Source organism: Enterobacter mori LMG 25706 (genome assembly GCF_000211415.1).
GTDB classification, from domain to species: domain Bacteria; phylum Pseudomonadota; class Gammaproteobacteria; order Enterobacterales; family Enterobacteriaceae; genus Enterobacter; species Enterobacter mori.
On the sequence record NZ_GL890775.1, the window covers coordinates 620938 to 633094 of the forward strand.

Genomic DNA, 12157 nt, shown 5'->3' on the forward strand with positions numbered 1-12157 from the left:
CTCTCCCGTGGGAGAGGGCTAGGGTGAGGGCACCAGACCGCACGCGGTCAATTAAACGGTGCTTCCCCGTTCAACACCTTCTCAATCACGTTTAAAACGCCTTCATCGTTATTATGCTGCGCTTCAAACCGGGCGACCGCCTTAATATGCGGTTTGGCATTGGCCATCGCAAAGCTAAACCCTGACTGGCGCAACATTTCTACGTCGTTGCCGCTGTCGCCAAAGGCCACCACGTCGCTGTTCTCTATGCCCCATCGCGCCTGCAAAATGCGCAAGCCGTTAGCTTTGTGCACGCCGGGGATAATCAGGTCGATACTGCCGTGACCGGTGGTGACGGGCACCATAATATCGCCCAGCCTTTCATGCAGCAGCGCCTGAATACGCGGAATTTCATCATCGGAAACGTTAAGCCCAAACTTGAAGAAAATATCGTTCAGGTTATCGAAATCACTGACTCTTTCGAGGCGGTGATAATATTTTGAGGCCATATCAATGAAGGCATCGTCATAGGCTTTGAGGGTGTAGGCGCTGCCTTTGCCGCAGGCGATAATCTCAATGCCCGGAACGTCATTTAACACATTCGCGACGGTCTCGAAATGGGCTTTCGACAGTTCACCGTTAAAGACATCTTCACCTTCGCTCACGACCCAGCCGCCGTTTTCGGCAACAAACGCAATCTCATGCGCGATCTCCGGGAAAAAGGAGATCAGCTGGTAGTATTGGTTGCCGCTGGCGACCACGAAGCGAATGCCTTGCGCCTTCATGCGCGCGTACTGCGCCAGAAAACGCGTGCGGTTGTACGTCTTCGCATCACTCAGGAAGGTGCCATCCATGTCGACTGCAATCAGTTTAACGCTCATATCCCTTCTCCAGTGTCGTTTGTTCTGCTTCCGGCTTTGCCACCGCGCGCGCCACCAGCGCCGCGATAATGACTAACCCTAATACCACCAGCATGGCGCTGCGCAGGCCGTAGTGCTCCCCGAGGAAACCGAGCAGCGGCGGTCCCACCAGGAAGGCGAGGTAACCGGTGGTTGCCACTACGCTGACGCGCGTTGGCGCATCCGGGCCGGTGTCGCTGGCGGCGGAAATGGTCAGCGGGAAGCCAAGTGATGCTCCCAGTCCCCACAGGATCACGGAAACGCCTGCAATCCAGTCCACGTCCACAAAGATGATCATCGCGATGCCTAACCCGCCGAGCAGGGCACTGGCGCGCACCACCGCTACGCGACTGTAGCGGTCGATAAACCAGCCGCCGGTGAAGCGCCCGACGGTCATCCCCAGCGTAAACCCGGCGTAAATCAGCGAGCCGGAGGTCGGGCTGAAGCCGTGACCGTCCACCATCAGCAGCGGTAGCCAGTCGTTGGCGGAACCTTCCGCGAACGCCATTGCCAGCACCACCACGCCGATCAGCATCAGTTGGAAGTCGCGGTAGAAGGGCAGCCCTTTTTCGGCCGAGTGCTGTTCGCCAGCGGAGTTCTTACCGGTGCCGTCCGGGATCGCCCGGATGCCCGTCAGGATCGGAATAATGCACACCAGCGCCGCCAGTAAAATATGCAGATTGGCCGCCACGCCAAACGCCGTCAGCGCCATCCCCACTCCCGCACCCGCCAGCGTGCCGAGGCTGTAAAAGCCATGCATCATCGGCAGCACGGTTTTGTTCATCTCACGCTCGACAGATGCCCCTTCGACGTTAATCGCCACTTCCGCCGCGCCGAAGCTGCCGCCAAAGACCGTCAGCCCCAGGGCAAACAGGACCGGCGAGGCAAACCACAGCGCCACGCTCAGCACCATCATCCCGAACACCGCGCAGCACATGGTGGTGCGGATCACCGCCCGCGTGCCAAAGCGTTTAACCAGCCACGCGGAGCAGAGAATGCCGCTCATGGAGCCTATCGACAGGCCGAACAGCACGATGCCCATCTCGGCGGTAGAGACGGACAAAATATCGCGAATAGCCGGGGTGCGCGTGGCCCAGGAGGCCATCAGCAGCCCGGGAATAAAGAAGAACATAAACAGCGCCCACATGCGTAATTGCAGGGCCTTACGGGGAGAGGTCAACGTCATTGGGGTAGCACCAGAAGTACAACAATAGCGACAACACTAGCAAGTTTGTGTACATTTGTACATAAACCGGATGAGGAATTTATGAGCAGACCACCCAACGATCCGCACCGCCGGGAAAAAATACTCCAGGCGACGCTGGACACCATCGCTGAGCACGGTATTCATGCCGTCACGCACCGTAAAATCGCCTCTTGCGCGGGCGTACCGCTGGGGTCGATGACCTACTATTTTGACGGTATGGAATCGTTGCTGGAAGAGGCCTTTACGTGGTTTACCCGGCAGATGTCGCAGCAGTATCGGGATTTCTTTGCGGGCGTCACAGGGCCGGAAATGGCGTGTGAGTCCATCACCACGCTGATCCACAGCTCGCAGGTGACCACGCCGCACAACATGGCGCTGATGTACCAATTGTACGCTTTTATGCACCGCAGCGCGGCCCTTAAAACGGTGATGCAGGACTGGATGAAGATGAGCCAGGACACGCTGGAGCAGTGGTTCGACCCGGTCACCACCCGCGCGCTGGATGCGTTTATTGAAGGGATGACGCTGCATTTTGTCACCGACCGTAAGCCCTTAAGCCGGGAGGAGATCCGCGCGATGGTGGGCAGGATTGCGGGCGAGGGCGGTCGTTAGGCACCCCCGTGCTCCAGACAGACCTACTTGCGGCCGATGGGTTTCCCGCTGGCGTCCACCACGGCTTCGCCATCCTCTTTCGTAAACGCCCCTTTTTGCGCGTCCGGCAGGATATCGAGGACGACTTCAGACGGACGGCACAGGCGCGTGCCCAGCGGCGTTACCACGATCGGACGGTTAATCAGGATCGGGTGTTGCAGCATAAAACCGATAAGCTGGTCGTCGGTGAAGTTAGCTTCGGCAAGGCCAAGCTGCTCATAGGGAGCCACGTTTTTACGCAGCAGGTCCCGCACTGAAATGCCCATATCGGCAATCAGTGTGGTCAGCTTATCGCGCGACGGTGGGGTTTCCAGATAGAGGATAATCTCTGGCTCCGTGCCGCTGTTGCGGATCATCTCCAGCGTGTTGCGCGAGGTGCCGCAGGCGGGGTTGTGGTAGATAGTTATGTGGCTCATATCAGTGGCTCATTACAGTGTGAAGGAGAGACGTAGCGCCAGCGCGGCCAGCGTCACAAACAGGACGGGCAGCGTCATAACGATGCCCGTCCGGAAATAGTAGCCCCAGGTAATCGTCATGTTTTTCTGCGCCAGCACGTGAAGCCAGAGCAGGGTGGCGAGGCTACCGATAGGCGTGATTTTCGGCCCCAAATCGCAGCCAATCACGTTGGCATAAATCATCGCGTCCTTGATCAATCCCGAAGCCGTGCTGCCATCAATGGAGAGCGCGCCAATCAGCACCGTGGGCATATTGTTCATTATGGATGACAGGAACGCGGTGATGAACCCGGTACCCAGCGTGGTGGCCCACAGCCCGTGTCCGGCCAGGCTATCCAGTACGCCTGAGAGATACTCCGTCAGCCCGGCATTGCGCAGGCCGTACACCACCAGATACATCCCCAGCGAGAAGATAACGATCTGCCACGGAGCGCCGCGCAGCACTTTTCCGGTGTTAATCGCATGCCCGCGTTTTGCGACAGCGAATAAAATCAGCGCGCCAGCTGTTGCGATGGCGCTGACCGGAATGCCGAGAGGTTCAAGCACGAAGAAGCCAACGAGAAGAAGCAGCAGCACGATCCAGCCCGTTTTGAACGTCGGGAGGTCATGAATGGCCCGCGCGGGCTCGCGGAGTTTTGCTAGGTCATATTCCGGGGGAATTTTCTTACGGAAGAAGAGGTGCAGCATCACCAGCGTTGCGGCAATCGCGGCGATATCCACCGGGATCATCACTGAGGCGTATTCGCTGAACCCCAGCTTAAAGAAGTCAGCCGACACGATGTTGACCAGGTTGGACACAATCAGCGGCAGGCTGGCGGTATCGGCGATAAAACCTGCTGCCATCACAAACGCCAGCGTGGCCTGCTTGCTGAACCCCAGCGCCAGCAGCATGGCGATAACGATAGGGGTCAGGATCAGTGCCGCACCGTCATTGGCAAACAGCGCCGCCACGGCTGCACCCAGCAGCACGATATACGTAAACAGCAATCGCCCGCGACCGTTTCCCCAGCGGGCAACATGCAGCGCCGCCCACTCGAAAAAACCGGACTCATCCAGCAGCAGGCTGATGATGATGACGGCGATAAACGTTGCCGTGGCGTTCCAGACGATATTCCACACGACCGGAATATCGTTAATGTGAATCACGCCGCTGGCCAGCGCCAGCACGGCGCCGATGGTGGCGCTCCAGCCGATACTGAGCCCTTTGGGCTGCCAAATGACCAGTACCAGCGTAAAGAGAAAAATAGCCCCTGCCAGAAACATCGTTTACTCCATTATATCTTCTTTGGTGAATGTGTTTCGATCAGCATGCGCCCGGTAGTCGGTTTTTAAGCTTCATGCGCGTCTCTTCCCGCAGGCAGTTCCAGCTGTTGTCGATAACGCTTGCCGCCCACGCAGGCATGTTGGGGGAGAGACGGTAATGGACCCATTTCCCCTCGCGACGATCGATCACCAGCCCGGACTCGCGCAACAAGGCCATGTGACGGGAGACTTTCGGTTGCGACTCGGTGGTCGCGGAGCAGAGATCGCAGACGCACAATTCTCCTGCTTCACGGAGCAGCATGACGATGGAGAGCCGCGTTTCGTCGGAGAGGGTTTTGAAGAGCTGGAGCGGGTGGATCATGGGAATTCCTGCAGGTGTAATAATGTATATATGGATAATCATATATGTTTTGATTGCAGGAGAGAAGCAGAGATGAGAAGTACGGGAATTTCAGGCAACAAAAAACCCATCAACCTTGAACCAAAACGGCGGGGTTGATGGGCTCCACAAATTGGGGACATCAAAGAAAAGCAGTGGCACTAGTTATGACTGCCCCCTGATAAAAAAGTTCTGCGCGCAACGAAAATAATTTTCACCACGCGCAAACTTGAGACTTATCCGAGTCCTGGCCAGATGATGATGATCAGCGTACCCGCCAGCGTAAGCAATACGTTCGCGATAGCGTAGGTTCCCGCATAGCCCAGGGCCGGGATATTGCTGCGCGCAGTATCGCTGATGATTTCCATGGCTGGCGCACAGGTACGTGCGCCCATCATTGCCCCGAAGAGCAGGGCGCGGTTCATGCGCAGCACGTAGGCGCCGAACAGGAAGCAAATAACCACCGGCACCAGGCTGACGATAAGTCCGGAAACCAACATCTGCCAGCCGACGGCACCCAGGCTGTGGCCAATGCCGCTGCCCGCGCTTAAGCCCACGCCTGCCATAAAGACCATCAGACCGAACTCTTTCACCATGTTCAGTGCGCCCTGCGGAATGTAGCCGAAGGTTGGGTGGTTGGCTCGCAGGAAGCCCAGCATGATCCCGGCGAACAGCAGCCCGGCGGCGTTACCGATGCCGAAGCTAAAGTTGCTGAACTGGAAGGTGATCATCCCGATCATCAGGCCGACGATAAAGAACGCGCAGAAGGCCAGCAGGTCGGTGACCTGGCTGTGGATGGAGATAAAGCCGATGCGGTCAGCAACGGTTTTCACGCGTCGCGCGTCGCCGCTCACCTGCAAAACGTCACCTTTGTTGAGCACGACGTTGTCGTCGATGGGCATCTCAATCTGGCTGCGGATCACGCGGTTGAGGAAGCAGCCGTGATCGGTTAGCTTCAGCTGCGCCAGACGGCGGCCCACGGCGTTATGGTTTTTCACCACGATCTCTTCGGTGACGATACGCATGTCGAGCAGGTCGCGGTCGAACACCTCTTTGCCGTTGCGGAAGCTCGGATCGAGACGGGCATGGGCGTCCGGGTAACCCACCAGCGCGATATCGTCGCCCATCTGCAGCACCGCGTCGCCGTCCGGGTTTGCCAGAATGCCGTTGCGTCGAATACGTTCGATGTAACAGCCCGTCTGGCGATAAATGCCCAGCTCGCGCAGGTTTTTGCCGTCGGTCCAGGCCACCAGCTCCGGCCCGACGCGATAGGCGCGGATCACAGGCAGATAGACTTTACGCTTGGTGTCCGTGTCCAGACCGCGCTCGCGAGCAATTGTCTGTGCGCTGGTCTGCAGATCCTGGTGCTGCAATTTTGGCAGGTAGCGCGCACCCACAATCAGGCTCACCAGACCAATAAGGTAAGTCAATGCATAGCCCAGACTCAGGTGGTCGAGCGCGGTGGAAAGCTGTGCGCCTTGCATGCCGGAATGACGCAGGGTATCACCCGCACCCACCAGCACCGGGGTGGATGTCATGGAGCCTGCCAGCATACCGGCCGTTAACCCGATATCCCAGCCAAACAGTTTGCCCAGTCCTAACGCAATCAGCAGCGCGCTGCCGACCATCACCAGCGCCAGCATCAGGTAATTTTTGCCGTCGCGGAAGAAAACTGAAAAAAAGCTCGGCCCCGCTTCCACGCCAACACAAAAAATAAACAGCATGAAGCCTAAATTGAGCGCATCCGTGTTAATACTGAAATGCTGCTGACCTAATAATAAAGAGACGACTAAAACGCCAATGGAATTACCCAGTTGAACTGAACCCAGGCGCAATTTACCCAGGCAAAGGCCCAACGCCAGTACCACAAATAATAACAGGATGTAATTCCCATTTAACAAGTCTGCGACGTTTATATTCACGGAGGCTAACTTCTTGTTTACCAGTAAGTTGTTGAATGAAAGGACTATTTGGGCTACTGTTTTTAGGGCCAGGGAAAGACTTCACGACTCCCTGCTTCCTAATAAATTCCCTAAAACATGCGCTGGCGGTTAGTTTAATCGTATTAGCTACCGACAGCCACCTATTATCGCATCAGCCTGTGCGTGCTTTGGCAAGGATTGCCGTACTGCTTTATCTGACTGGGCGTCCACTGGACGAAGTTGTATTTGATAGAGATAAGTCAGGAGGATAGTTTGAACATTAAACGAAACTGGGCGGGCGTGGTCAGCTGCTTTTTGCTGTTTACGGTCGTTTGCATGTCGCTCGCTTTTAATGTGAAGGGGGCATTCAGGGCGTCCGGTCATCCGGAACTGGGTTTGCTCTTTTTCATCCTGCCGGGCGCCGCAGCCAGTTTTCTCTCGCGTAAAGGAGAGGTGATCAAGCCTCTGCTCGGGGCCATGCTGGCAGCACCGCAGTGCCTGCTGATGATGCGACTGATGTATGTCCCGACAAGAAGTCTGTGGCAGGAGCTGGCGTGGTTACTGAGCGGGGTGTTCTGGTGTGCGCTGGGAGCGCTTTGCTATCTGTTTGTGCGCAGCCTGCTGCACCGGCGCAAACATCCGCAATAAAAACGCCCTCGCGGTGAGGGCGTCTTCGCATTACTGAGCGGCAAACAGGCCCAGGTTTTCTTTGGCGTAGGCTTCAAAGTCAGTGCAGCCGCCGATGTGTTTCTGATCGAGGAAGATCTGCGGTACGGTTTCAACCGGCTTGCCGACGGTTTTTTCCAGATCGGCTTTGGTGATGCCTTCCGCGTGGATGTCTACATAACGGAAGTTGAAGTCATCGCGCTCTTCGGTCAGTTTCTCAGCCAGCTCTTTTGCGCGAACACAGTAAGGGCACCCTGGACGACCAAAAATTACTGCAAACATTTCTCTCTCCTCAAAAAACAAGCCTGACGGCGAATGACACGTATAGTGCCCCATAACCCGCCGTCATTAAAGAAGGTTTCGCCTGTCGTTATAATACCTATGAGCTATGTTTCGCCAATTACACCGCGCACATCATTGCCTATACTGGCTGCCATAGGGTTTTAGCAAGATAAAGAGAGAGAAGATGACGCCAACCATAGACCTGCTCCAGTCCCACCGTTCCATTCGCCACTTCACCGATGAGCCGATTACCGAGGCGCAGCGTGCCGCGATTATTGACAGCGCCCGGGCGACCTCCAGCTCCAGCTTCCTGCAGTGCAGTTCGATTATCCGCATCACCGACCCGGCCATGCGCGAGCAGCTGGTCACGCTGACCGGCGGGCAGAAGCATGTGGCGCAGGCGGCAGAGTTCTGGGTGTTCTGCGCCGACTTTAACCGCCATCTGCAAATCTGCCCTGAAGCCGAACTGGGGCTGGCCGAACAGCTGCTGCTGGGCGTGGTGGATACTGCGTTGATGGCGCAAAACGCCTTTACGGCGGCGGAATCGCTGGGGTTAGGCTGCGTCTACATTGGCGGCCTGCGTAATAACATCGAAAGCGTGACTGAGCTGCTGAAGCTGCCAAAACACGTACTGCCGCTGTTTGGCCTGTGCCTCGGCTGGCCTGCGGATAACCCGGATCTGAAACCGCGTATTCCTGCGGCGATGCTGGTGCATGAAAACCACTACCAGCCGGTCAATCAGGACGTCCTGAATCAGTATGATGAAGAGCTGGCGAACTACTACATGACGCGCGGCAGCAATACCCGTCGCGATACATGGACTGACCATATTCGTCGCACCATCATTAAAGAAAATCGCCCGTTTATTCTCGATTATCTTCATAAACAGGGCTGGGCGACGCGGTAGTCCATTCCTCCTGCGCCTCGTGTATGATAGGCAGGCTTTATCCATGTCTTCAGAGAGGTGCAGGGTGAAAATTGCCATATTGTCCCGGGATGGAACGCTCTATTCATGTAAACGCCTGCGCGAGGCGGCGGCAAAACGCGGGCATCAGGTTGAGATCCTCGATCCGATGTCCTGCTATATGAACATCGACCCTGCTGCGTCGTCGATTCACTACAAAGGCCGCAAGCTGCCGCATTTCGATGCGGTGATCCCCCGCATCGGCTCTCAGATCACCTATTACGGCACCGCCGCGCTGCGCCAGTTCGAGATGCTGGGCAGCTATCCGCTCAATGAATCTGTCGCCATTTCCCGCGCCCGCGATAAACTGCGTTCGCTACAGCTGCTCGCGCGTCAGGGGATCGATCTTCCCGTCACCGGGATTGCCCATTCACCGGACGACACCAGCGATCTGATCGACATGGTGGGCGGTGCGCCGCTGGTCATCAAACTGGTGGAAGGCACGCAGGGTATTGGCGTGGTGCTGGCAGAAACGCGGCAGGCAGCGGAAAGCGTGATTGACGCCTTTCGCGGTCTGAACGCGCATATTCTGGTGCAGGAGTATATCGAAGAGGCCAAAGGTCGCGATATTCGCTGCTTCGTTGTGGGTAATGAAGTGGTGGCGGCCATTGAGCGCCAGGCGAAAGAGGGCGATTTCCGTTCAAATCTCCATCGCGGGGGCGTGGCGCGGGTTGCAGAGATCAGCGAGCGTGAACGAGAGATTGCCGTAAAGGCGGCGCAAACGCTGGGGCTGGACGTGGCCGGAGTCGATCTTCTGCGGGCGACACGCGGGCCGCTGGTAATGGAGGTCAATGCCTCGCCGGGGTTGGAAGGCGTGGAAAAAACCACAGGTGTCGATATTGCGGGTAAAATGATCGCCTGGATCGAGCGTCATGCCACGCCGGGTTACTGTCTGAAAACGGGCGGTTAAATGGTATTGAGCACGCTTTTTGCGTAATCTATGCAAAGTTTTTATATAAGAGGCTGCACAGCGATGGATTTACAGGTCGTTCCAACACTGGATACGTTACGTCAATGGCTTGATGATGCCGGTATCACCTTCTTTGAATGCGATTCCTGCCAGGCGCTGCATCTGCCTCATATGCAGAATTTCGACGGCATTTTCGATGCTAAAGTCGATCTGATTAACGACGTGATCCTTTTCTCCGCGCTGGCCGAAGTGAAGCCATCCGCGCTGCTGGCGCTGGCTTCCGATCTCTCGGCCATCAACGCCAGTTCCTTGACGGTGAAAGCATTTCTCGACATACAGGATGATAATCTGCCAAAACTGGTCGTTTGCCAGTCTTTATTCTCCGGTGCTGGCTTATCCTTTAAGCAGTTCGCCTGGTTTATGCGCTTGAGTGAAGAGCAAATTTCGATGGTCATGATGGAAGCTAATGCACATCATCTGCTGTATAGCGCGGAAGATGACGCAGAGAATAATGATGCATCTCCCAATTTTCTCCACTAAGCCTGTCTGACTTTTGCGCAGTCGCTACCAGAGCGGCTGCATAACGCCATTTTTTCTGCTGCTTTTAACCTTTCCTTAAAGAATTTTTCACCTCCCTGAAGGCCCTTTCGGCTTATCACGTAGACATAACCTGCATAAAAAATTGATAAAAGGCGTTTTTTCGTCTGGGCTATAGCCGGAGACACGGGCTACAGTTATTCTTGCGATGCTTACAAAAAAGCGAGCGGAACCTGCCAGGAAAGGGGTTTATTTTTATTTCGGGCAGAACGACAAACTATGCATGATTTTTGCATATATCCAGATTGCACAGTTTTGGTTCGTTTGTTAACGAGCTTTCAGAAGGAATAACACTATGATCGCCTTGAATAAAAAATGGTTATCGGGTCTGGTTGCGGGTGCTCTGATGGCCGTCTCTGCCGGCACGCTCGCTGCGGAACAAAAAACGCTGCACGTTTATAACTGGTCTGACTATATCGCGCCGGATACGGTCGCTAATTTTGAAAAAGAGACCGGCATTAAAGTGGTCTATGACGTTTTCGATTCCAACGAAGTGCTGGAAGGAAAGCTGATGGCGGGCAGCACCGGTTTTGACCTGGTGGTGCCCTCTGCGAGCTTCCTTGAGCGTCAGCTGACCGCAGGCGTTTTCCAGCCGCTGGATAAGAGCAAATTATCGAACTGGAAAAACCTCGACCCGGAAGTGCTGAAGCTGGTGGCGAAGCACGACCCGGACAACAAATACGCGATGCCTTATCTGTGGGCGACCACCGGTATCGGCTACAACGTCGATAAAGTGAAAGCGGCGCTCGGCCCGGACGTCAAGCTGGACAGCTGGGATGTGGTGCTGAAGCCGGAAAACCTTGAGAAACTGAAAAGCTGCGGCGTCTCCTTCCTTGATGCGCCGGAAGAGATTTTCGCCACCGTGCTGAATTACCTGGGTAAAGACCCGAACAGCAACAAAGCCAATGACTACACAGGCCCGGCGACCGATCTGCTGCTGAAGCTGCGTCCAAATATTCGCTACTTCCACTCTTCCCAGTACATCAACGACCTGGCAAACGGCGACATCTGCGTCGCAATCGGCTGGGCAGGTGACGTGTGGCAGGCGGCTAACCGCGCGAAAGAGGCGAAAAACGGCGTGAACGTCTCTTACTTCATTCCAAAAGAGGGGGCGCTGGCGTTCTTCGACGTCTTCGCGATGCCTGCTGATGCGAAGAACAAAGACGAAGCCTATCAGTTCCTCAACTATCTGATGCGTCCGGACGTGATTGCCCACATCAGCGACCACGTTTACTACGCGAACGGTAATAAGGCCTCGGTGCCGCTGGTAAGCGAAGAGATCCGCAATAACCCGGCGATTTATCCACCGGCAGACGTGTTTGCCAAGCTGTTCACCCTGAAAGTTCAGGATCCCAAAATTGACCGCGTGCGTACCCGCGCGTGGACCAAGGTGAAGAGCGGTAAATAAGTTACCGTGAGTCGTAGGCCGGGCAAGCGTTAGCGACCCCGGCAACAGGCGCACCGTTCTGGTGCGCCTGCACCAGTTTTGATCTCTACCGGAGAACACCCCGTGAATGACGCGATCCCCCGCCCGCAGGCGAAAGTCCGTAAAGCGCTGACCCCGCTGCTTGAAATTCGTAACCTCACCAAATCTTTCGACGGCCAGCATGCCGTGGACGACGTCAGCCTGACGATCTACAAAGGCGAAATCTTCGCGCTGCTGGGCGCATCCGGCTGTGGAAAATCGACCCTGCTGCGTATGCTGGCGGGTTTTGAACAGCCTACCGCCGGGCAAATCATGCTGGACGGCGTAGACTTGTCCAGCGTGCCGCCGTATCAGCGTCCGATTAATATGATGTTTCAGTCCTACGCGCTGTTTCCGCACATGACGGTGGAGCAAAACATCGCCTTTGGCCTGAAGCAGGACAAACTGCCGAAGGCTGAAATTACCGCGCGCGTGGCCGAGATGCTGAGCCTGGTGCACATGCAGGAGTTCGCGAAGCGTAAACCGCACCAGCTCTCCGGCGGCCAGCGCCAGCGCGT

At 56.0% G+C, this 12157-nt stretch carries 14 protein-coding genes; 7 read left to right on the forward strand and 7 right to left on the reverse strand.

Annotated features, from left to right (window positions below; genetic code table 11):
* Positions 1 to 47: 47 nt before the first annotated feature.
* Positions 48 to 860: a Cof-type HAD-IIB family hydrolase gene (locus ENTMO_RS0108000; protein ID WP_010429026.1), complete on the reverse strand. Its 813-nt coding sequence runs from the start codon at positions 858 to 860 to the stop codon at positions 48 to 50.
* On the reverse strand, positions 850 to 2064 hold the full coding sequence (locus ENTMO_RS0108005) for an MFS transporter (RefSeq protein ID WP_029485016.1): 1215 nt from the start codon (positions 2062 to 2064) through the stop codon (positions 850 to 852). Before ENTMO_RS0108005 ends, ENTMO_RS0108000 begins: the two co-directional genes overlap by 11 nt.
* Positions 2065 to 2145: 81 nt before the next feature.
* Here ENTMO_RS0108005 and ENTMO_RS0108010 point away from each other — a divergent pair, with 81 nt between their 5' ends.
* Positions 2146 to 2697, forward strand: a complete 552-nt coding sequence (locus tag ENTMO_RS0108010) for a TetR/AcrR family transcriptional regulator (RefSeq protein ID WP_010429031.1) — start codon at positions 2146 to 2148, stop codon at positions 2695 to 2697.
* A gap of 23 nt (positions 2698 to 2720) precedes the next feature.
* Here ENTMO_RS0108010 and arsC read toward each other — a convergent pair whose 3' ends face one another.
* The 4 genes from arsC to ENTMO_RS0108030 all read right to left on the reverse strand — a co-directional run bounded on the left by arsC (position 2721) and on the right by ENTMO_RS0108030 (position 6755).
* Positions 2721 to 3152: a glutaredoxin-dependent arsenate reductase gene (gene arsC, locus ENTMO_RS0108015; protein WP_010429035.1), complete on the reverse strand. Its 432-nt coding sequence runs from the start codon at positions 3150 to 3152 to the stop codon at positions 2721 to 2723.
* A gap of 12 nt (positions 3153 to 3164) precedes the next feature.
* Entirely contained in the window at positions 3165 to 4454 is a 1290-nt protein-coding gene (locus ENTMO_RS0108020) for an arsenic transporter (protein WP_010429038.1), read from the reverse strand.
* A 40-nt stretch (positions 4455 to 4494) separates the two neighbouring features.
* On the reverse strand, positions 4495 to 4815 hold the full coding sequence (locus ENTMO_RS0108025; RefSeq protein ID WP_010429042.1) for a metalloregulator ArsR/SmtB family transcription factor: 321 nt from the start codon (positions 4813 to 4815) through the stop codon (positions 4495 to 4497).
* Positions 4816 to 5069: 254 nt separating this feature from the next.
* The gene (locus tag ENTMO_RS0108030; RefSeq protein WP_010429045.1) at positions 5070 to 6755 is read right to left on the reverse strand and encodes an aspartate:alanine antiporter; all 1686 of its coding nucleotides are present in this window, start codon (positions 6753 to 6755) and stop codon (positions 5070 to 5072) included.
* A gap of 273 nt (positions 6756 to 7028) precedes the next feature.
* On the opposite strand from ENTMO_RS0108030, the gene ENTMO_RS0108035 reads away from it, so the two are divergent.
* A complete protein-coding gene (locus tag ENTMO_RS0108035; protein ID WP_010429047.1) occupies positions 7029 to 7403 on the forward strand; it encodes an inner membrane protein YbjM in 375 nt (124 codons plus the stop codon).
* Between the two features lie 30 nt (positions 7404 to 7433).
* Here ENTMO_RS0108035 and ENTMO_RS0108040 read toward each other — a convergent pair whose 3' ends face one another.
* Entirely contained in the window at positions 7434 to 7703 is a 270-nt protein-coding gene (locus ENTMO_RS0108040) for a GrxA family glutaredoxin (RefSeq protein ID WP_010429050.1), read from the reverse strand.
* A 184-nt stretch (positions 7704 to 7887) separates the two neighbouring features.
* On the opposite strand from ENTMO_RS0108040, the gene nfsA reads away from it, so the two are divergent.
* The 5 genes from nfsA to ENTMO_RS26495 all read left to right on the forward strand — a co-directional run.
* On the forward strand, positions 7888 to 8610 hold the full coding sequence (gene nfsA / locus ENTMO_RS0108045; protein ID WP_010429052.1) for a nitroreductase NfsA: 723 nt from the start codon (positions 7888 to 7890) through the stop codon (positions 8608 to 8610).
* Between the two features lie 64 nt (positions 8611 to 8674).
* The gene (gene rimK, locus ENTMO_RS0108050; RefSeq protein WP_010429057.1) at positions 8675 to 9577 is read left to right on the forward strand and encodes a 30S ribosomal protein S6--L-glutamate ligase; all 903 of its coding nucleotides are present in this window, start codon (positions 8675 to 8677) and stop codon (positions 9575 to 9577) included.
* A 63-nt stretch (positions 9578 to 9640) separates the two neighbouring features.
* The gene (locus ENTMO_RS0108055) at positions 9641 to 10117 is read left to right on the forward strand and encodes a YbjN domain-containing protein (protein WP_010429060.1); all 477 of its coding nucleotides are present in this window, start codon (positions 9641 to 9643) and stop codon (positions 10115 to 10117) included.
* A 352-nt stretch (positions 10118 to 10469) separates the two neighbouring features.
* Entirely contained in the window at positions 10470 to 11582 is a 1113-nt protein-coding gene (gene potF / locus ENTMO_RS0108065) for a spermidine/putrescine ABC transporter substrate-binding protein PotF (RefSeq protein WP_010429062.1), read from the forward strand.
* Positions 11583 to 11684: 102 nt separating this feature from the next.
* Positions 11685 to 12157: ATP-binding cassette domain-containing protein (locus ENTMO_RS26495; RefSeq protein WP_010429066.1), on the forward strand; the 473-nt coding region annotated here is incomplete at its 3' end.